Genomic DNA, 21,199 nt, shown 5'->3' on the forward strand with positions numbered 1-21,199 from the left:
CTACTCAACATTCATCATGCTGACCTGCCATGCTGACCTTGAATAATAAATCTGATTATTCAGTTCAGGCAGGCTGTCATAGGGATATACAATGAATAACGGGCCTTTATCACGGATGCGCATATATTCTCCGTTGATTTTTGTCGCAAGGATGGCATTGTATTTCCTGAAATCACTGAGCGGGATAACGGTGGTGTAGTCATTGAGCGCCGTGACCTTAACAACAGTACCTTTCGCCCCTACATAATCCATGAGCTTTTGCAGTGGAATACCCGTAAAGGCAGTGCGCCCATTATACCAGGGTGAGGTGGTCTGGAAACTTACCAGACCCAGTTTCTCAAGGCTGGCCATATCGAAAACGGCTTTCCCGTCTTCATTTGTATTTTCAATATTACCAGACAGGGTTAAAAGGACTTTACCGGCAGGTTTGGGAAGTTCACCAGCCCAGACCTGTATAGAGACCAATAAGCTTAACAACATCACAATTAACCGCATTCTAACCTCAACTCGCGACCGGATATAAAAGAATTATAATTTAGTTAACATGCTATTTATATATGCTGCCTGGATATTATTGATGTAATAAATGTATGCATACTTTAACTTATTAAAATCAATGAGTTAAACATTTCCAATTTTAAACGTTGATTAAGCAGGGGCGGCGCTGCTATTTAAGGGACGCTAAAATTAATGTATTTGTACAAAAAATGGCCACCCGTCCAGTCAGTGTAAATAAATACGCACGGATATAAAGGCGGTTGATGCAGCCACAGGGTAATGTTGTTTTTCTGGGGGATGACCTTATAGCCAATCACCATAAATCCTTTGAGCGCCGCTTTCCGATGCTCAACCGGGTCGATTTCGAATACTCCTGGAGCGGGGCGATTTGCCTGTCAGAAAACCACGAAGGATTCTTCGGCCAACTGGCCCCAAACGTGTACGGCGCGCTGTGCTGTAATGGTCCTGGGATCACCCGCGGCACCGCCACCGGCAAACTGCTGGCTGATATGATCGCGGGCGAGCGCAACGAGCCGATCGATTTTCTCGTCGCCTCACCCGGCCCGAGCAAGACACCGCCGGAGCCGTTCCTCTCCATCGGTGTTAACTCGGTGCTGAAGTGGGGGCAATATCGGGCAGGGCTGGAGGTTTAAGTGAAGGGTTCGCCTTAAGCGCTCAGATTTCAAGTGCCGCAAGGATAGCGGCTTCCATTTTCTCCGGGGTGGTGATCGGTGCAAAACGCCTGAGCGGTTTGCCGTCGCGTCCGACCAGAAACTTCGTGAAGTTCCACTTTATTCGCCCACCCAGCACGCCGGGCAATTCGTCTTTCAGGTAACGAAACACAGGGTGCGTTGCCGCGCCGTTGACCTCCACTTTCTCGAACATCGGGAAGCTCACGCCGTAGTGAATGTGGCAGGTCTGGGCAATGTCGTCGGCGTTGCCCGGTTCCTGTTTACCGAACTGGTTGCAGGGGAAACCAAGCACCACCAGCCCCCGGTCAGCATACTTTTTATAGAGCTTTTCAAGGCCTGCGTATTGTGGTGTGAAGCCACACTGGCTGGCGGTATTGACCACCAGCACCAGCTTACCCGCATAGTCGGCCATAGAGATGGGCTGACCACGCAGGCTGGTGGCGGTGAGTTGATGAAAAGGCGTCATGGCGGAAACCTCAAAGCAGAACCTTTTTTGGGCGTTCTGGATTATAGGGTAGGGTCGTTAATATGTCCGCGAAGAGCGAGAAGCGGACATTGCTGTAAATGATGACCAGCTGCGTCGGCAGCTTTTCAGATATCAGTTCGTTCCGGCGATCATTCTCTTTATTAGCTCGTCTGCCGTCTGCACTTCAGCATGCTGCGGCAGTATGCTGTTGGTCAGAACTGAATGGGTGGCTTCGTCGGCATCTGCACAACAGTCGGCTGCAACTATCAGGTTGTAATCCAAATCGAATGCCTGCCGGACGCTGCTGAGCACTACGCCGCTGGTCGTCAGGCCAGCCATGATCAGCGTCTGGATATCGTTAGTTTTAAGGATCATATCCAGATCTGTAAAACTAAAGGCGCCAATACGGTGCTTGATGATGACTAATTCGCCTGCCTGTGGCGAAACGTCAGGATGGATCGCGCTTTCAGGTGCACCTGTCACTAAAAGCCCTTTTTCCCTGATGGCTGAAAACAGGGCGTTTTTACTGCTGATTTCCGGGTGCCCCTCGCGAAAGCCAACGGTGACATAGATTACCTTAACGTCAGCGGCACGTGCTGCATCAACCAGAGTGGCAGTTTTGGCCAGGACATCTGCTGCGGCTTTCTCACTCAGGTAATTTTCCACAATAAGACGCTGATAATCCATTATCAGGAGCGCACTGTTCGTCGGTTCAAACTTTTTAATCGCAGTCATTTACGTCTCCGGACAAAATTATTTAAGCGGACTGGCATTGCGTCTAAGGAGGACACGCCAGTTGAGTGCGGCACCTGCCAGCATAAGCAGGCTGGTAACCAGAAAGACAAAACGCATACCGAAATGGGCGCCCGTAAATCCGCCTAACAGCGGACCGGTAAACTGTCCGATAAACTGGGCGGAAACGGAGTAACCCATTATCCCCCCGACGCGCTCTTCAGGTACGCGGCTGCGGATAACAGCTGCGATGCAGGGCAGTAGCCCGCCCAGCGCGATCCCCATGAGAAAACGCAGACCAATAAGCTGCCAGCCCGCCGTTACAAATGCCTGCGGTATCAGGAGCAGTCCCGCCGCTGTCAGGGCCCCGGTAATTACCCGAACGTGCCCGATTCGGTCTGCCAGCCGGCCCAGCCAGGAAGCAGATATGACGCTGCCAAGCGCGGCGGCAGACATAACAAGCCCTGCGGTATGGGTGACCGTCGCCGTATCTGATGTAAGAGTGCGGATAAATACCGTGATAATGGGCTCAATCGACATGTTTGCCAGCATAAGAAGCAGGCCCGTCAGCAGCATGCAGAGGACGGCGGCCCTGCCGGGAAGCTGTGACCAGCTCACAGGTTCTTTATTTGTTTCTTTGCCGGAGGATTTAACTGGTTCCCGGATAAGCAGCAGTGTGAGCAGAAACGCAATGAAAATCAGCGCACCGGCGAGCCAGAAGGTCGCGCGGATACCGATAAGCGGCGGAAGCCAGCCGCCTGCAAGCGGTCCGGCCAGATTACCCGCCATGACGCCGGAGGCAATCATGCCCAGCGCCCATCCGGAACGTTTTGCGGGAGCCTGCACAGCAATAAGGATTGTGGCGCCGGAAGAGTATCCGCCTGCCAGCCCAACCAGTAGCCGCAGGATCAGCAGATGCCATATATTCGTGGCAAACCCCATCAGTGAAACCATAAGCGCCATACCGAGGCTGGCCCTGACCAGCATGGCCTTGCGGCCATAACGATCGCCCAGACGCCCCCAGACGGGAGCAATAAGTCCTGCTGACAGAAACGTTGCGCTGTAAGCGATGCCAGCCCATTGCACAACGGCCGCGTGTCCGGTTACGCCCAGTTGTTCGACGAACAGAGGCAGAAAAGGCAGCATCAGCGTCATGGCAAACACGGTAGAAAACGATCCGACCATGCAGACAATAAGGTTGCGGTGCCAGAACGTATTTCCTGCCTCAGACATAAACCAGCCTATAAAATTTGTTTGGGATTCCATTTTGGGATACCATACAGATCTGAGTTTATTGATGTCAACCTGAGGTGGAGTCAGAGATATGTCACAGCAGACAGACGTGGAAAACCAGCTAAGGGAAATGATCCTGAATCTGGATATAAGCCCTGGTGAACGCATCACAGAACGGTGGGCTGAAGCAGCCTTTGGCGCATCCAGAACGCCGGTAAGGGCCGCTTTCATCAGGCTGGCAAATGAAGGCCTCCTGCGTCGTGAAGGACGTGGCTGGATGACAGCACCTGTGGAGCCAGAAGAAATTCGTCAGCTGTTTGATTATCGTGAAGCGCTGGAGGTATCCGCACTCCGTATGGCTGAAGGGAAAATTACGGATGAACAGCTGCAGTCACTTACCGGACTATTAGAAACTGATAGCACATCCGCGTCGAAAGACGCACTAAGCCGTGCCGGTACGGAGTTTCATCTTGCTCTGGCAAGCCTGGCAGGGAATAAGTTTCTTACTGAAAGCCTTAAAGATGTTCTGCAACAGCTGTCACGGGCCCGCTGGCTCGACAGTGGAAGCGAACAGCCAGCGTGGGAAGAACATCACGCATTAGTAAACGCCCTGACAGAGGATGATATCGCAACAGCATGCTCTCTTATCAGCGCGCACATTCGTTCAAGTCGGGACAGAACGATCGATGCGCTGAACCGAAACCAGAGAACTCTGCGCGCTCGCGGCGTGAAATTAACATTCCGCACACCTATTTAGCCGGTGAGTTTTATGCTGAAGCCATGATGCAGACTGCTACACGTCAGGCTGCTGCTTGCAGGTTGTGGGCTCCTGTGGCCACCTGCTAACAAGTGTCCGGCTCAGCTGAATAATTTCAGTGCCGCAATCCGCTTCAGCGACGCATCCAGCGCCTCGTCGCTGGCGGTCAGGCTCAGGCGTACAAACCCTTCGCCGCCTGCGCCAAAACCGTGCCCTGGGGCAACCAGTACCTGTGCCTCGCGCAGCAGGCGCTCAGTGAACTGCTGCGAGCTGTAGCCCGCCGGAACCGACAGCCAGAGGAAGAAGGTGCCCTGGCGGGCATCCACCGGCCAGCGCATCGCTTCCAGCGCGCGGATAACCCGCTCGCGACGGTGGTGGTAAAGTGCGGCAAACTCCGCCACCTCGCTCTCCGGCAGATCCAGCGCGGTAATTGCCGCATCCTGCACCGCGCCAAACACCGTGCTGTAGCTGTGGGTGTGTAGCTTTTTAAATGCGCTAATCACCGAGGCATTGCCGACGGCAAAGCCAAAGCGCCAGCCTGCCATCAGGAAGGTTTTCGACATCGTATAGATTTCCACGCTCCACTCTTTAGCCTCCGGCTGCGACAGCAGGCTCGGCGGCGCGTCCTGCGCATGGCGGCCAATCGCCGAGTAGGCGAAATCGTGCAGAAGCGGAATATTCAGCCGCTGCACGAACGCCAGCGCATCGTCAAACAGCTGCGGGGTGGCCACCGCCCCGGTGGGATTGTGGGGATAGTTCAGCATCAGCAGCCCGGCATGCTGAGTGACGGCTTTCGGCACCTCGGTAAAGTCCGGCAGAAACTGGTTTGAGGCGTGCAGCGAAATACCGTAGAACTTTGCCTGGGCCTGCGCGGCGGCCGAACGGTAAATGGGGTAGCAGGGATCGGTCGAAATCAGATACTGACCGGGCGCGAGCAGCGCACGCGGCAGGCCGGTCACGCCGATATGCGAGCCGTGGAAAACGGCAATTTCGCTGTCCGGGTCCAGCTCTACGCCGTACTGACGTTGATAAAAGCGGGCTATCGCCTGGCGCAGCGTGGGCTTGCCCCAGAACGATGGGTAATCGTGGTTTTCTGGCTGCGCGGCGGCGGATTGCAGCGTGGCGACCACCGCTGCTGGCGTGGGCTGGCGGGGACTGCCGGAAGAAAGGTCAATCAGCGGGCGCTGTGAGGTATCTATCTGTGCCGCCATCTTTTCCAGCGCACTAAACAGATTCTCTTCTAACTGATCCAGCAGGGGTGAAGCAGAAAATACCGGCATAATACATCTCGATAAAAAAATAATACCTGGACTATGGCATAGCCTGTCACCGCATAAAATGAAATTGTCCGGCAGGAAAAAAATTAAAATTGATAAGGATATACAAAAATCGCAATAACAAAAAACGGATAAGGTTATCACAATAAATATATTGAGCAGAATTCCCTTTCGTTGCAATATCCTGAATATATTGAAATCATTTATTTTATATTCAACTCGTTACCGGAGAGAGTATTTCTATGCGCAGGTCATTGATTAACGGACTGGTTGTTGCCTTATTGTCTTCTGCTGTAGTTACTTCGACAGCGCATGCCGATGATAAATTAATTCGTGTGGGTTTTAACCCCGGCCCTTATAAAGAACAGTTTCAGAATGGTGTTGCACCTTTTTTGATCAAGAAGGGATATAAAGTCGAGTATAAAGATTTCAGCGACGGTATTCAGGTCAATGATGCGGTGGCGCGGGGTAATATTGAAGCCAATATTATGCAGCACCCGGTTTACTTAAAATCGGTCAACGAACGTCTGGGGATTGATAACGTCGGCATTGTGCAGGTGCCAACCCCACCGATGGGCCTCTATGCCGGCAAGCTCAACACGCTCGACACCCCAAAGCCGGGCACGGTAATTTCAGTACCAAACCAGGCACCTAACGAATACCGCGCTCTGCTGGTACTGCAAAGCCTCGGCTGGGTTAAGCTCAAGGCCGATATCGACCCGGCGACCTTCTCACAGAAAGCGATCAGCGAAAATCCCTACAAAATCGTGCTGAAAGAAATGGATAACGCCCAGCAGGTTCGCGCGCTGCCGGACGTTGATTTCGGCCTGATTCAGGGGAACTTTGCTGTCTCCAGCGGAATGAAATTAAGCTCTGCACTGAAACTGGAAACGCCAACCAGCCAGTTTATCAACGTGGTCACGGTGGCTGGGAAAAATAAAGACGCTCAGTTCGCCAAAGACATCGTGGCGGGCTACCACTCCGCCGAGTTTAAAACTTATATCACCAGCCATTCGCAATACAACGGCTACCTGCAGCCCAGCTATTTCAAATGAGCCAGCCCATTATCCGCTTTAACGCGGTCAGCAAAACGTTTACCCGCAAGGGAGAAAGCTTCCTTGCGCTGGATAACGTCAACCTGACGATTAATCAGGGCGATATCTTTGGCGTAATCGGTGCCAGCGGGGCGGGAAAAAGTACGCTGCTGCGCTTAATTAACCATCTGGAAGCGCCTACTCAGGGCGATGTGCTGATTAACGATCTGTCGCTGCTGGGCATCAGTAAGAAACAGCTGAACCAGGTGAAGAAAGATATCGGCATGATCTTTCAGCACTTTAACCTGCTGAACTCGCGCACGGTATTTCACAACGTGGCGATACCGCTGATCTTACAGGGGCGCGATAAAGCCTTTATTCGCGAGCGGGTGAGCGAGCTCCTGGCTTTCGTGAACCTCAGTGATAAAGCCGAAAGCTATACCGATGAGCTTTCCGGTGGGCAAAAACAGCGCGTGGGAATTGCCCGCGCGCTGGCCACTAATCCGTCAATTCTGCTCTGTGATGAAGCGACTTCGGCCCTGGACCCGCACACTACCGTGCAGATCCTGCTGTTGCTGCAGGAAATTAACCGCCGCTACGGCATCACCATTGTGCTGATTACCCACGAAATGTCGGTGGTACAGAAAATCTGCCACAAGGTCGCGGTGATGGCACAGGGGCAAGTGGTTGAACAGGGCAGCGTACTGGATCTGTTTGGCCAGCCTAAGGAGGCGGTCACCGCCAGCTTTGTACAGTCGGTGATCCACGATCGCCTGCCGGAACAGACCGTGGCGCGCATCAGGCAGCAAAGCCAGAGCCGGGCAGTGCGGCTGGAATTCGTCGGTCAGACCGCGCAGCAGCCGATCGTTAACCGGCTGATCCGCGAGTATCCGGTGGAGGTCAATATCCTGTTTGCCAACATGTCTGAAATTCAGAGCACCATTCTCGGTTTTATGATCGTGCAGATCGGCGGCGAAACGGCGGACATTGATGCGGCAATCCGCTACCTCCATGACGCAGGAGTGAAAATCAGCGATGTTTGAATTTATTGATACCGCCGTAACCGGCGATCAGTTTCTACTGGCTCTGTACGACACGCTGATTATGGTCAGCGTCTCGCTGGGATTTGGTGCGCTGCTCGGTATCCCACTGGGCATTGTGCTGGTGCTGTGCCGCCCCGGCGGCATTTTACCCAACGTGGCGCTGCACCAGATCCTCAATCCCGTGGTCAATATCCTGCGTTCCCTGCCGTTTATCATCCTGCTAATCAGCATTCTTCCGGTCACCCGCTGGCTGGTCGGCACTACCATCGGCACCCCCGGCGCGATTGTGCCGCTGGTGGTGTTTATCGCTCCCTATATTGCCCGGCTGGTGGAAAGTTCTCTGCTGGAGGTAGATGACGGCATTCTTGAATCCGCCAACGCTATGGGGGCCAGCACCTTTCAAACCATCTGGCACTTTATGCTGCCGGAGGCCGCGTCATCGCTGATCCTGGCACTGACTACCGCCACGATCGGCCTGCTGGGTGCCACCGCGATGGCCGGCACCGTCGGCGGCGGCGGCATCGGCGATCTGGCCATTACCTACGGCTATCAGCGTTTTGATGCCTTTGCCACGCTCACCACCGCGCTGGTGCTGATCGTTATCGTGCAGCTTTTACAGACCTTCGGCACGCGACTGGCGCGCCGGATACGTCGCGAATAATCGTAAGGAGAAACAGTATGCCAGTAGTAGAGAGCTTTACCCTCGACCATAACAAAGTCATCGCCCCGTATGTGCGGGTGGCCGGCAATGAAAAACACGCGCTGGGCAGCGTGGTGGAAAAATACGACCTGCGCCTGCTGCAGCCGAACGTGGATGCTATCCCGACCGCTGCACTGCACACGCTGGAGCACCTTTTGGCCTTCGGCCTGCGTGAAGAGCTGGATGGTGTGATCGATATTTCCCCGATGGGTTGCCGCACCGGCTTCTATTTAATCCTCTGGGATAATCGCGATCCAAAAACCATCGCTACCGCGCTGACCCGCGTGCTGGAGCGCGTCGTTGATGCCACCGACGTCCCGGCGGTTACGCCGCTGGAGTGCGGTAACTATCGCGACCACTCGCTGTTCTCGGCGAAAGAGTATGCGCGCCAGGTACTGGCGGCCGGGATCAGCACCGACGCCTTTTCCCGCCAGGTGGTTTGATGGTTGCCATCGATCTGCGGGGGCAGACGGCGGTGGTCACCGGCGGACTGCAGGGTATCGGGCGGTCGATCGCCGAACTGCTGCATCAGGCCGGTGCCAGCGTGGTGGTAGGCGACATCGCCATCACCGCGCGGGAAACCGGCGATCGCTGGCTGTGGCTGCCCTGTGATATCTCCCGGCCTGAACAGGCAGGCGAGCTGATTGCGGCGGCGCAGCAGCAGTTTGGCCGTGTGGATATTTTGGTCAACAGCTGCGGCGTATCGGCGATGAGCCGCATCGACGAGCTGGATGAGGCAGCCTGGCAGCGCATCCTCGACGTTAACGTCAAGGGCGTCGGCTACGCTTCGCAGGCCGCGATTGCACTGATGAAGCCCCAGCGCTATGGCCGTATTATCAATATCGCCTCGCAGGCGGGAAAAAATGGCTATCGCCTGATGGGGCAGTACGTCGCCTCCAAGCATGCGGTACTCGGTTTAACCAAAGTGGCAGCGATAGAGCTGGCTCGTGACAACATCCTCGTTAACGCCGTGTGCCCTGGCATCGTTGAAACGGCGATGAAATGGCACGAGCGGGAGCTGGGCGGTAAATTGCGTGGGCTGACGGCGGAAGATATCTATGCTGAAGACTGCTCGCAGGTGCCGCTGGGGCGCACCGCGCAGCCTGAGGACGTTGCCAACGTGGTGCTGTTTCTCGCCAGTCCGCTGTCCTCTTATATGACCGGCCAGGCGATTAACGTCACTGGCGGTATGACCATGCATTAACATCCCGGAGCGCACCATGAGCCAGCAGGCCGAAGCCGATAAACGACTGACCGTGACCCACTGGGGCACCTATCGGGTAACCACTGATAACGGCGTGCTGACTGCTGTCGAGCCTGTTGAGTGGGACCGCAATCCGTCGAAGATCGGCTTCTCGATGCCGGGCGCGGTGCAGGGCAACAGCCGCGTACGGCGCCCGGCAGTGCGGCTCGGCTACCTGCAGGGCAAGCCCGCCAACCGTGAGGGGCGCGGTAAAGAACCCTTTGTGGAAGTGAGCTGGGAGCAGGCGCTGTCGCTGGTGGCCGGTGAGCTGCGGCGGGTAAAAGACACCTACGGCAATCAGGCGATTTACGGCGGTTCCTACGGCTGGTCGAGCGCCGGGCGCTTCCACCATGCGCAAAGCCAGCTGCACCGCTTCCTCAATCAGTTTGGCGGCTATACCGCCAGCACCAATACCTACAGTATCGCCGCCGGAGAGCGCGTTTTGCCGCATATTCTGGGCGATCTCGACGATCTTCAGCGCCAGCACACCCACTGGTCGGTACTGGCTGAACACTGCGAACTCTTCGTTGCCATCGGCGGCCTGCCGCTGCGTAATGCCCAGGTCAACGGCGGCGGCGCCAACGATCACGCCCTCGACCACTGGCTGCAAACCCTGCGCGCCAACGGCTGCCGTTTTATTAACGTCAGCCCGGTGCGCAACGATCTGGCCGCTGTCCGCGATGCCGAATGGCTGGCGATCCAGCCCGGCAGTGATACCGCGCTGCTGCTGGCGGTGTGCCAGGTGCTGATTGCCGAACGGCTGGTTAATCAGGATTTTATCGCCCGCTGTACGGTTGGCTATGATCGCTTTGCGGCTTACCTGCATGGCGAGGATGACTGCGAGACGAAAACCCCTGAGTGGGCGGCGACCATCACCGGGCTGCCGGCGGACACCATCCGCCAGCTGGCGCGACAGATGGCGCAGAAGAAAACGATGATCAATATGGCGTGGTCGGTGCAGCGTGCACGTCAGGGTGAGCAGGCCTACTGGGCGCTGGTGGCGGTCACCGCGCTGCTCGGGCAGATTGGCACCCCCGGCGGCGGCATCGGTTTTGGCTATGCCTCGACGAATCTGGCCGGTGCCGAACGGCGGCGCTTCTCCGGTCCGCGTATGCCTGTGGGCCGCAACGCGGTCAGCACGCGTATTCCGGTGGCGCGTATCACCGATATGTTGCTGCGCCCCGGCGAAAACTACGAATTCGACGGCCAGAACCTAACCTATCCCGATATCCGCCTCGTTTACTGGGCGGGCGGCAACAGCTTCCACCATCATCAGGATCTCAACCGGCTGATCGACGGCTGGCGGCGGCCGGAAACGGTGATCGTCCATGAACAGTACTGGACCGCGCAGGCCAAATTCGCCGATATCGTACTGCCCGCCACAACGTCACTGGAGCGTGAAGATATCGGCAGCGCCAGCAACGACGGCTTCATGATCGCCATGCGCCAGCATCTGCCGCCGCAGGGGGAAGCGCGTGATGATTACGCCATCTTCAGCGCGCTGGCCGAAAAGCTGGATTTCACCGCGCAGTTTACCGAAGGGTACAGCGCGCGCGGCTGGCTGGAAAAGATTTACCAGGATTCCCGGCCGCGGGCCGCAGAGGACGGCATTCAGCTGCCAGACTTCGAGGACTTCTGGGCGCAGGGCAAGCTGGAATACGCTGCACCCGACGTGCCGCAGATCCTGCTGAAGGCCTTCCGGGACGATCCCGAAGCCGCGCCGCTGTCCACGCCGTCGGGTAAAATCGAGCTGTTTTCAGCGGCGGTGGCCGCCTTTGGCTACCGCGAAGCGCCGGGCCACGCCTACTGGCACACGGATGAGCAGAATGCCCAGCAGGCAATGCGCCAGCGCTGGCCGCTGCATCTGCTATCCAGCCAGCCGCGCACACGGCTGCACAGCCAGTACGACCACGGTTCGGTCAGTCAGCAGACCAAAATTAACGGTCGCGAGCCGCTGTGGATGCATCCGCAGGACGCCGCCGCGCGCGGCATCGGCGAGCGCGATATCGTGAAGGTGTTTAACGATCGCGGCGCGCTGCTGGCTGGGGTGCATCTCACCGAGGATATCCGGCCCGGTGTGGTACAGATCTCCACCGGTGCCTGGTACGATCCGCTGAATGCGCAGGAAAACCGCTCGCTGGATAAACACGGCAACCCGAACGTGTTAACCACCGACATCGGCAGTTCCCGGCTCGGCCAGGGCAGTACGGCACAAACCTGCTTCGTGGAAATTGTCCGCTTTAACGAACCGCTGCCGGAGGTGACGGCCTGGCTGCCGCCGACGTTTGTGGTCTTGACCAGCGAGACAACACCGGAACCGTAGTCACGTTGTCCGTCACAGATTTTATTGTCATCGGAGGATGCCATGAGCACAGTTCAACCGCTATCAACGCCCGCGCAGTTCACTATCAAGTCGCCGGGCAACTACATCCAGCAGGCGGGCCTGGTCCACCAGGTCGGGGAACGCATTCGTCCACTGGTCGATCATCTGCGCATTCTCACGTCGCCGCAGGCCTGGCGGGCAGTGAACCCGATGCTGGAGGAGAGCCTGAACCGGGAAGGCGTGCGCTGGCAGGTGGAGTATTTAAGCGGCGAATGCACCGATGCGACCATCGCCCGGTTTCGCCATAACCTGCTGGAGCAGGGCGCGGAAGGCATTCTGGCCATCGGCGGCGGGCGCGTGCTGGATACCGCGAAAGCCGTTAACGATGCGCTGGGCGATCGCCAGCTGATTGCGCTACCGACGCTGGCGGCGACCTGCGCCGCCTGGTCGCCGCTGGCGATTATCTACAATGAAGAAGGCGGCCATCTCGACAGCCGGGCACTGAACGCCATGCCTGCGCTGATTCTGGTCGACAGTGAAATCATCACCCGCGCCGACGTGCGCTATCTGCGCTCCGGCATCGTCGATGCGCTGGCGAAATGGGTGGAATTTGATCCCTGGCAGCGGCATAACCCGCACCATCTGGCGCTGGAGGTGAAAGTGTTGGCGGCCAGGCAGGCGTACGATACGTTTCTGCACTGGGGCGAAGAGGCGATCGTGGCGAATGAGCAGCAGCAGGTGACGCCGGCGCTGGAAAAGGTGATTGAGGCCAATATCGTGCTGGCCGGATTAGCCAACAGCGTGCGCGGCGAGCTGGATACGCCGGGGCTGGCGCACGTGATCCACGATACGCTGACTCATCAGCCGGAGCTGAACGACTGGCTGCACGGCGAAAAAGTCGGATTCAGCCTGCTGCTTCAGTCGCTGGTGGAGTACGGTCAGCCGAATGCGCAGCTGCTCTACCTGCTGAAACTCTACCGCAGCCCGCTTCGACTGCCCGCGCTGGAGGGCGACAGAGCGGCGCGCATTGCGCAGATTGCCGCCGATATCCGCTTCCCGCAGAAAAGCCTGAATGGCCTGCCGTTTGCCGTCACCGTTGAAACGCTGCATAGGGCGCTACTGGCAACCGAGGCACAGGACTTCGCCGAATAGACTTAATCGAGGCATTTGCCATTTTCTGCAGAGGCTTCGAAGACGTGATGATGTGCGGGCAGGCTTCTCTGCCGGGATGACCCATATGCACAGTTGACACGCTGCCGGACGCTCACCCGGCAGCAGCATTAATCCATCCAGTCCTGAATGATTTCCGCGTACAGCTGCTCCGCCTCTGCCAGCCGAGCAGGCAGTATTCATGAGTTTGGTGCGCCATCGACGGCTCGCCGAGACCAAGAATAATGCAGGGCGGATTGCTCAGTGCAGGCAGCAGATGCGCGGCATCGGTAAGGTTACGAGCAAACATTCGAACCTCCCAACGTCTTCTAACCGCAGAGTATCACATCGCGTGGCCAGGAATGTCCGCTCCTGGCACGAAGCGGAAGGCCGGGTGGGGCACAGGTCCGCTATGCGCGAGGAGGGTCACTACGCGGTAACATTTAATCTGCAGGTCAATGTTGTCGGGATGCTGAAACCTGGCGTGATGTTGCGTTTGGCGCTAACGGTGTGCAGATCCGTATTTCGGGAGCTGTTACTGGATTGCAGGCCATCCTGGACCGTTGCGGATGGCAGGCTGTAAAGCTCACACCGTCTGAAGAGTCCGATACGACATTTAACCTGCATGCCAGAACCTAAGAATACATATAGCCGACCCAGCAGAGCCATTAGGTGTTATATTCAAAACCCATGAATAATTTCATCATGTTTTAGAAAAAACGGATTATACATTCATTCGATGGGTGTATTTATATTGATTAATCCATGATGTAAATAAATTGCGTTGGAAATTAATATTTCTGGGCTATGCAAAAAAAGAATTTTGACATCAGTTAATGCCAGACAAATTGCGTGTACTCGTGAAGAAGACATTATTCTGATACTTTTTGTTACGCTTCACCTTATTGATCTGTTTTTAAACAGGAATAAGCTTGGCGAAAAAGAAACCCAGCACAGGATGTGACTTATTTTGGATTTATCAGCCAGTTCATCTCATTCCGCATTTAGCGGCAGTGCCAGCCTTTATATCGACACTCTGTTGCAGGACACTTATCTGTTCGTGATGGATATTCACCATCAGCCTGCACTGGTGCGTGACGAGGCGCTGTATAACCGCGCAATGACGCTGGTGGAGACCGTACAGGACAGGCTGAAAGCCGCAAAGGAATCTGACGACTTTATTCACCATGTGATTTATGCGCAGTGCGCCATGCTGGATGACGCGGTGCTGAACAGTGCTTCCTCTGAAGATAATCACGTCTGGCTGCATGGTCCCCTGCAGTCGGTGTTTGTGCATCAGCTGCGGGCCGGGGAAGTGATGCCGGAACGCACGCGTGCACTGTTGCGTGAAGTCGTGCCGGACCCGCGCCTGCTGGTGCTTTATCAGCGCCTGTATGGCATGGGTTACAGCCAGCGCTGGATGGATAAATACCCGGACCATGCCCGACGGGAGAAGACTGCGGAACTGGCAGAGTCACTGAATGCGCTGGTGCCAGCTGGTGACCGGCCTTTGTCTGCACCGCTGGTGGTGGAGCGGCGTCCGACGGTACGTGGCAGGTTGCTCCACACCCGTATGGCCCATATCACGCTGGCATTGCTGGTCACTGCCGGGCTGATACTGGGTCTGCAGTCTTCATTACAGCATTTACTCAGGTCAGTCCTGCCGGGCTGAGCAACATAATCGTCCCCGGCATGGAACGCATCGGGTGCCGGGTCAGCACAAGGAAGCCACGATGACCACTGCCTCTCCCGTTCTGGATGCCCTGACCCTTAACCGTTATCACCTGAAGGTGAAAGGCTGCACCGCGCCGCTGGACGTGGAGTCGTTTCAGGGGCGGGAAGGGCTAAGCACCCGCTACCGTTATGACGTGGTGCTGACCAGTGCTGATAAGGACATTGACCCGTCGGTGATGCTGATGAAGAACGTCACCTTCATTATGCAGACCCTGCCGCAGGCGGCCTTTCGCCGCACCATTGCCCCGGAAGTTCAGCGTACGCTGTACGGGGTAGTCACCCGTTTCTCGCGCCTTTCCGTCTCCGCTGACGAAGCCACCTACCGCCTGACGTTCGAGCCGCGCCTCTCCCTGCTTGATAACAGCCGCCGCAGCGCCATTTACCAGAACCTGTCCGTCCCGGAAGTGGTGGAAAAAATCCTGCGGGAAAACCACAACTGGCCGGGCTGGCTGTTTGAGTTCCGCCTCAGCAATACCTACCCGTCACGGGAAATTATCACCCAGTTTATGCTCTCCGATGCGGAGTTTATCGCCCGCCTGCTCAGCGAGGTCGGCATCTGGTTTAACTTCACCCAGGACAGTGAAACCGGGCATGAAGTGGTGCTGTTCGGTGATTCAGGAAAGGGCTGGCAGTATGACGTGAGCGTCCCGGCGGTGAATCCCGCAGGTATGCACGATAACCGTGCGGAATCGGTGTGGAATCTGCAGGCGCATCATCAGGTGACGGAGCGTTCGGTCAGCACCCATGACTATAACTACCGCACCGCTGACGCGGTGATGAATGCGGATGCCGACCTGACCCACGACGATGACAAAACCACTTACGGCAACGATTACCACTATACCGATGGCTTCCTGAGCGAAGGCGACCAGTACAACCGCCCGGACAGTAATAACATCGAAAGCGGCTATTTCTACGCCCGCCTGCGCCACGAACGCCAGCTGAACCGCCAGCACCGCCTGAGCCTCGAAAGCAACTCCACGCTGATTGCCCCCGGTCAGGTACTGAAAGCAGAGGGCGACACCTCACAGGCTTTTGCGAACGGGATGCTGGTCACGGTCATCGAATCCTCGGCCAGCCGCCAGTCGCACTATAAGCTGAAAGCGGAAGGTATCATGTACCGGGATGCCGTCAGCTTCCGTCCACCGGAACAACCCCGCGCCCGCATTACCGTCCCGCTGACGGCGCGTATCACCAGTTCGCAAAGCAGTGATATTTACAGCCATATCGACAAAATGGGCCGCTACCGGGTCCGTTTTGACTTCGACAAAGATTCGTGGCCGCAGGGCGGTGAAAGCCCGTGGCTGCGCCGCGCCCGCGATTACGCCGGTGACAATTTCGGTCTGCACCTGCCGCTGATACAGGGCACTGAAGTGGCGGTGATGTTTGACGGCGGCCATCCGGACAAGCCATTTATCGCCTGGTCGCTGCACGACTCGCGTCATCCTGACCATGTCACCATCGAAAATTACAAGCGCAACATCCTTCTCACGCCTGCAGCCAATGAAATGCGCCTGCAGGATGAGCGCGGGAAAGAGAATATCCACCTCTCCACCCCGCATTCCGGTAAGACGCAATTAAACCTGGGATTTAACGTCCAGGATTCGGATGCCAGGCGGCTTCGCGGTGAAGGGGCTGAACTGCGCACCGACGGCCACGGCGTGTTCCGCGCCGCGAAAGGTATTTTCATCACCGCCGACGGCCAGCAACAGGCTGACGGTCCGATGCTCGATATGCAGTCAGCGGTCAGCGAGCTCGAAGCGGCAATACAGGAAGCATCCAGTCTTCGTGCTGCCGCAGAAATGGCAAAAGCCGAACTGGCCGACGTACAGAAACAGACCGACCTGCTCAACAGCACGCTGAAGAACCTGCAACAACAGGCGCTGCTGCTCTCGGCCCCATCGGGTATCGCCCAGGTCACCCCATCCAGCATCCAGCTTGCTGCCGGTCAGAACCTGATTGCCACCACCGGCCAGGATGCGGATATCAGCATCGGCAAAAAGCTGCGTATCGCCGTGAGCGAGACCCTCAGTCTGTTTGCGAAACAATTGGGCATCAAACTGTTCGCCGCCGCAGGCAAAGTCGAAATCCAGGCGCAGAGTGACGCGCTGGATATGTTCGCGCTGAAGGATATGCAGATAAGCAGCCAGAGCGGCAAGGTCACCGTCTCCGCACAGACCGAACTGCTGCTGGAATGCGGTGGCGCGTGGATACAGATGAAAGGCGGCAGTATCACCCTGGGCGGCTCCGGTAACGTGACGGTGAAGGCCGGAACGCTGGAGAAGCTGGGGGCAGCATCCATGCAGGGCAGTATCAGCCTGCCGGAGTGCTGCTCAACAATGAAGGCATCTAAAGATGCGGCTGAGCCACTGTGAGGACGATTCTGTGACCATCATGTACGATTTCAGTCCGCAGTCCGTCACGCAACAGGCGGACGTTTTGCTGACTCAGTTGCAGGCCGCCATCGCTGAGTGTCAGGAATATGCCTATCTGCTCATTGACCGGGAGGCGTTGCCGGAGGACGTGATGCATCCGTTTATCTGCGCACTGGTGGACCAGCGCCCGGTGCCAGTGACGCTGCCGCACCGTAACCTGAGCATGGACCGCCATCCCTGGCTCATACCACTTGACCTGACACAGGCTACCCACCAGGCCCTGCTGGTGAGCAGCGTCCGTCATGCCCTGGAAGAACAGCATCCTGACCGTCTGTGCAATGGCGGAGGCCGTGCAGTCTGTGGCTGGCTGACCAGCCCCTTCGACACAGCTGTCATGACAAAACAACTCGGTCACACGGCCATTCAGCGGCTGATTTCCGGACAACAGATACTGCTGCGATATTACGACCCGGCGATACACGGCATTCTGTGGCCGCAACTGGATGATGTGCAGCATGAACGCTGGCTGGGCGTGCTTTCCGGCTGGCACACCCTGGACGGTGACGGCAGACTCGTTAGTCACAGCCATTCTGCGTCGCCATACCCCTATATGACATTTTCGTTGATGATTAGCCCGGAAGACGAAATTCACATCAGTCAGACGGGTAACGTTGTTCGTGTTCTGGAGCGTTACCGCCAGGCATATATCAGTGCGTCCCGCCACGATGAAACCACGACCATCACGATTACCCACCGGGCGCTGAAACGTGCACAGCAACTGCACGGTTTTGACAATGATACTGACAAGCAGGCACTGGCGCTCGACTGCCTGCGGTTACATCCTGAACTGGATAAGCATCCTCGGATGAAGATTTTGCTGTCACCGCGCGAGCGGGAGCCTGGCACGGATTACGCCACCTGCACTGGCGCACTGTCTGACCGGGACTGGCAACTGCTCTGTCACGACCTGAACACCGAAGAGACGAACGCGTCCGCATCTGACGCAAGGAGCCCTGTATGACCACCTCTCCCCTGGGGCCGAAACCCTGCACACACTGCCAGATATCCGGTCCGGCGATACTGCCGGTGCGTTATGCCGTGGTGCCTGCCGGGCTGTCGGCCAGCGTTCCGGCCTGGGCGAAGCCGGACACGCCGTTCCCCACCGGTGACGGATATGACTACCTGCTGCGCGCCCTGCGTCAGGGTTTTGTGTATGTGTATTACGAAAGTAACCGTCAGTGGGAGGGCTGGTCGGTGGCGGAGGACGGCAGCCTGTGGAAACAGCCCTCCGCCGCGTATGCCAGGTCGCAAAAAAAATCTGACTGCACCATGCCGTACCACAATCCCACCAGTCTGGAGATGCTCATCCTCAGTCCTGCTGCCCTGAAGGGCAACTGCTGGATTGCATTCACACCGGCCAAATGGCGGACCGGTACGCTGGAGCGCTACGGCTCTGATGCGAGCGCCCGTAAGAAACGGATGCAGTGCGTGGAATACTGGCAGTGGACCACGCCCGCTAACGAACAGCGTGTTGCCCAGGCAAGCGTTGAGGTGCTCAATGAAATAGCCGACTACATGACGCCAGGCCCTGCCTGCCCGGTACTGACGCTGCCGTATAACCCGCCGGTGCGGCGTATCAGCCGTACGGACAGCGCGGCTCCGTGGTTTTATTTTGATGAAGGTGAAGTGCGGGCTCAGGGCACCCTGACCCCGTGGAGCCGCCGCCGTTGTGAACAGGCGCAGCGGACAATAGACGCCATGCAGAAACAGGGCACCGGGGTTAACCGCTACGACAAACCCATTACCCAGCTGGTGGTGGCACTGGATGATGCGTCGGGTATCGCCCATGAGCTGGCGGGATTCAGTGATGATATGGCCGCCCTGCACGCGGGCTGGCTGGACGAGCTGTCGATTGAGTTTTTCACTGACCAGTCGCTGCTGGGCGCACAAAACCAACTGGAAAAGCAGGGAGAAGCCCTGACGGAGTGGATTAAGGCGCAAAGTGACCGAAGCGCTCCGCTGGTGGAGGCCATGACTTCAGCCTGGACGCATGATTCTCCGGAGGCGTTTAATGCGCAGTATCAGCAGGCAACCGCCCGCAATGCGCAGGTGTCCGGAGACGATATTGCCCGTGAATGGGGTAAATATGATGCGGAACTGAACCATGAGAAGCGGGCGGCGTTCCGTCAGTGTTATGAGCAATTCTGCGGGGTGATTGCTACCCGGATGGAAGCTCTGCACAGCCTGCGTATCGCCTGGCTTCAGTCTGCCTCGTTTATCACCTGTAGCCAGGATTTTTACTCCACGAGTGTGGAGGACAACCTGAGCTACCGCGAAATTGTCGATTACGCGCTGGCCTCGCTGAACCTGACCGATTCCGGCGCACAGTGGCTGGACAGTCTGATAAACCAGTATTCCGCGAAATCCGAAAGTAACCTGGTCTGGCGCTCGCTGCTGCTCAATAACCCCGATGTGATAGCCGATATGACCGTTTATCTGGAAAGTCTGGCAAAAAGCCACGGCAAAACAGAGAAAGCGGACGAAGCATCCTTTCTGGCGGCGGTGGCCCCGCTGGCAGGCAAACTGAATGAAGCCTATGCCGGTGCCAATGAGGCACTGGAGCGACCCGCCACGCCGTCTTCATCGTTCTCGCGGATGATGCTGTACTGCGACCGTCGCCTGAGCACATTTGGCGATCGCTTCTTTAATTTCACCCGTCTGGGGAAAACGCTGGACGGATTAAACGAGCTGTTGACGAAATCGTTGTTCCAGGTGGTATCCGGTGTGTCGTTTGATAATGCGGTGCAGCTGTCTCTCGGGCAGATACAGGATGGCGATGCGTTCAGAAGACAGCTCCTGGAAGATATGAAGTATTCGGGAACGGCTGAACGGCGGAAAATTCAAACCCGTTATCAGGCTGATTTTGACAAATTTGCCCAGAGTGCTGAAGGCGAAAGCGCCCTGAAAGGGGCCCGGATCAAATTGCTGGCGTTGTTCTTCAACGGACTGGAATTCAAAAATCAGCTGCAGGAGAGCAAAGGGGATACGAAAAGCCATGCGCAGATAGCGTCCGCTTTCCTTGGGACCGTGAGCACAACCACAGAGATTATGGAACCGGCGGTTAAACACGGAATTCAGAATGGAGCAGGAACCACAAGTGTGAAGTTTGTCGGAGTCACCGCTGGAACCGGTGCTGCGGTGATTAATCTGGCTCTGGATGCCGTGGATTTGATCTCCGAAATAAGATCTGAACATACCAGATGGATTTTTGTTGGACTTAATGGTGGAAAAACGGCTGTAGATGCTGGCGTAGCTTTTAAAGGTGCCAGTGGCTTGCTTCAGGTCCTTTCCGAGACGGGGTTATTTGAGGGAGGAGGATTAGCTCAGTTATCGTCCAAATTAGGCGCAATTGCTGCTGGACGATTCGTCAGTTTTCTTGCTAGCTGGGAAGCAATGATTGGCATATTCCTGATTGAACAGCTGATTATTTATTACTTTGGTAATGACTTGCAGAAGTGGTGCCGGGAAGGTGTTTTTGGGATTGAGCCGGATGACAAACTGAAGAGCACGTGGCAGCTGGGGACTAAGAACCCCCGCAATAAAGAATGTGATAATCAGCAGGAAGCGTTTAATAAGGCGCTGGGAGCAGTGTTATGAACAAGAACAGAAAAGCGTCAGGTGAGTTTACTAATTTTGAAGGACTCAAAATGGAGCTATCTGGTTCCAGGATTCAACTGAAGAACAGACGGGAAAATCTGGGAAGGAATCAACATAATGAAAATTTGTCTGCTCGCTATATGGACGGCATTAGAGCAGAGATTGCATCCCTGGAAGAGAAAATCCCGCAACTGGAAGCACTCCTGGCTACAGAGCCACTGCCACCAGAGCTGCCACCGCGTCAGCCGTTGTTTAAGGTCTGTGGTGTGCTGGAAGAATTCAGTGT

18 protein-coding genes and 2 pseudogenes are annotated in these 21,199 nt (G+C 56.5%); 14 read left to right on the forward strand and 6 right to left on the reverse strand.

All coding sequences use genetic code 11. The features are described 5' to 3' along the window. Window positions 1-495, reverse strand: coding sequence for a molybdopterin-dependent oxidoreductase (locus MT962_RS05820; protein WP_247365015.1), 495 nt, complete (start codon window positions 493-495; stop codon window positions 1-3). Between the two features lie 266 nt (window positions 496-761). Here MT962_RS05820 and MT962_RS05825 point away from each other — a divergent pair, with 266 nt between their 5' ends. Beyond that, on the forward strand, window positions 762-1,151 hold the full coding sequence (locus MT962_RS05825) for an FAD-dependent oxidoreductase (protein ID WP_247365018.1): 390 nt from the start codon (window positions 762-764) through the stop codon (window positions 1,149-1,151). Window positions 1,152-1,173: 22 nt separating this feature from the next. Here the strand turns inward: MT962_RS05825 and MT962_RS05830 are convergent, their stop codons facing one another. The 3 genes from MT962_RS05830 to MT962_RS05840 all read right to left on the reverse strand — a co-directional run bounded on the left by MT962_RS05830 (window position 1,174) and on the right by MT962_RS05840 (window position 3,621). Further along, window positions 1,174-1,656 carry a glutathione peroxidase gene (locus MT962_RS05830; RefSeq protein WP_024555840.1) on the reverse strand — a complete coding sequence of 161 codons (483 nt, stop codon included), beginning with the start codon at window positions 1,654-1,656 and terminating at the stop codon, window positions 1,174-1,176. 132 nt (window positions 1,657-1,788) lie between these two features. Beyond that, window positions 1,789-2,391 (reverse strand): isochorismatase family cysteine hydrolase, encoded by a 603-nt coding sequence (locus tag MT962_RS05835; RefSeq protein ID WP_029592793.1) that lies wholly within the window; start codon window positions 2,389-2,391, stop codon window positions 1,789-1,791. Window positions 2,392-2,409: 18 nt separating this feature from the next. Then, window positions 2,410-3,621 carry an MFS transporter gene (locus MT962_RS05840; protein WP_247365125.1) on the reverse strand — a complete coding sequence of 404 codons (1,212 nt, stop codon included), beginning with the start codon at window positions 3,619-3,621 and terminating at the stop codon, window positions 2,410-2,412. A gap of 91 nt (window positions 3,622-3,712) precedes the next feature. Here MT962_RS05840 and MT962_RS05845 point away from each other — a divergent pair, with 91 nt between their 5' ends. Further along, a complete protein-coding gene (locus MT962_RS05845; protein ID WP_247365021.1) occupies window positions 3,713-4,378 on the forward strand; it encodes a GntR family transcriptional regulator in 666 nt (221 codons plus the stop codon). 101 nt (window positions 4,379-4,479) lie between these two features. Here MT962_RS05845 and MT962_RS05850 read toward each other — a convergent pair whose 3' ends face one another. Further along, entirely contained in the window at window positions 4,480-5,658 is a 1,179-nt protein-coding gene (locus MT962_RS05850; protein ID WP_024555836.1) for an aminotransferase class I/II-fold pyridoxal phosphate-dependent enzyme, read from the reverse strand. Between the two features lie 239 nt (window positions 5,659-5,897). Between MT962_RS05850 and MT962_RS05855 the strand changes: the two genes are divergently transcribed. The 7 genes from MT962_RS05855 to MT962_RS05885 are packed head-to-tail and all read left to right on the forward strand — an operon-like array spanning window position 5,898 to window position 13,150. Beyond that, window positions 5,898-6,710, forward strand: coding sequence for a MetQ/NlpA family ABC transporter substrate-binding protein (locus MT962_RS05855; RefSeq protein ID WP_247365024.1), 813 nt, complete (start codon window positions 5,898-5,900; stop codon window positions 6,708-6,710). A gap of 8 nt (window positions 6,711-6,718) precedes the next feature. Further along, window positions 6,719-7,732 (forward strand): ATP-binding cassette domain-containing protein, encoded by a 1,014-nt coding sequence (locus MT962_RS05860; protein WP_247365126.1) that lies wholly within the window; start codon window positions 6,719-6,721, stop codon window positions 7,730-7,732. Next, a complete protein-coding gene (locus MT962_RS05865) occupies window positions 7,725-8,393 on the forward strand; it encodes a methionine ABC transporter permease (RefSeq protein WP_024555833.1) in 669 nt (222 codons plus the stop codon). Before MT962_RS05860 ends, MT962_RS05865 begins: the two co-directional genes overlap by 8 nt. Window positions 8,394-8,410: 17 nt before the next feature. Beyond that, window positions 8,411-8,875 carry an S-ribosylhomocysteine lyase gene (locus MT962_RS05870; RefSeq protein WP_024555832.1) on the forward strand — a complete coding sequence of 155 codons (465 nt, stop codon included), beginning with the start codon at window positions 8,411-8,413 and terminating at the stop codon, window positions 8,873-8,875. Beyond that, entirely contained in the window at window positions 8,875-9,636 is a 762-nt protein-coding gene (locus MT962_RS05875; protein WP_024555831.1) for an SDR family NAD(P)-dependent oxidoreductase, read from the forward strand. Before MT962_RS05870 ends, MT962_RS05875 begins: the two co-directional genes overlap by 1 nt. 16 nt (window positions 9,637-9,652) lie before the next feature. Further along, a complete protein-coding gene (locus tag MT962_RS05880; protein ID WP_247365027.1) occupies window positions 9,653-11,998 on the forward strand; it encodes a molybdopterin-dependent oxidoreductase in 2,346 nt (781 codons plus the stop codon). A 42-nt stretch (window positions 11,999-12,040) separates the two neighbouring features. Further along, complete coding sequence (locus MT962_RS05885) at window positions 12,041-13,150, forward strand: iron-containing alcohol dehydrogenase family protein (protein ID WP_247365030.1); 1,110 nt, start codon at window positions 12,041-12,043, stop codon at window positions 13,148-13,150. 128 nt (window positions 13,151-13,278) lie between these two features. Here MT962_RS05885 and MT962_RS05890 read toward each other — a convergent pair. Continuing rightward, window positions 13,279-13,439 (reverse strand): annotated as a pseudogene (locus MT962_RS05890) (M20 family peptidase); the annotation flags it as partial. A 678-nt stretch (window positions 13,440-14,117) separates the two neighbouring features. Between MT962_RS05890 and MT962_RS05895 the strand changes: the two are divergent. The 5 genes and pseudogenes from MT962_RS05895 to MT962_RS05915 form a co-directional block, all read left to right on the forward strand. Next, on the forward strand, window positions 14,118-14,819 hold the full coding sequence (locus MT962_RS05895; protein ID WP_247365034.1) for a DotU family type IV/VI secretion system protein: 702 nt from the start codon (window positions 14,118-14,120) through the stop codon (window positions 14,817-14,819). 61 nt (window positions 14,820-14,880) lie between these two features. Further along, on the forward strand, window positions 14,881-17,256 hold the full coding sequence (gene vgrG, locus MT962_RS05900; protein ID WP_247365036.1) for a type VI secretion system Vgr family protein: 2,376 nt from the start codon (window positions 14,881-14,883) through the stop codon (window positions 17,254-17,256). A 19-nt stretch (window positions 17,257-17,275) separates the two neighbouring features. Continuing rightward, window positions 17,276-18,277, forward strand: coding sequence for a DUF4123 domain-containing protein (locus tag MT962_RS05905; RefSeq protein ID WP_247365127.1), 1,002 nt, complete (start codon window positions 17,276-17,278; stop codon window positions 18,275-18,277). Then, a complete protein-coding gene (locus tag MT962_RS05910) occupies window positions 18,274-20,913 on the forward strand; it encodes a T6SS effector BTH_I2691 family protein (protein ID WP_247365038.1) in 2,640 nt (879 codons plus the stop codon). Before MT962_RS05905 ends, MT962_RS05910 begins: the two co-directional genes overlap by 4 nt. Then, window positions 20,910-21,199: pseudogene (locus MT962_RS05915) on the forward strand (hypothetical protein); the annotation flags it as partial. The gene MT962_RS05910 and the pseudogene MT962_RS05915, both read left to right, overlap by 4 nt.

The sequence above is a fragment of the Franconibacter sp. IITDAS19 genome, from assembly GCF_023079515.1.
Lineage (GTDB): Bacteria > Pseudomonadota > Gammaproteobacteria > Enterobacterales > Enterobacteriaceae > Franconibacter > Franconibacter pulveris.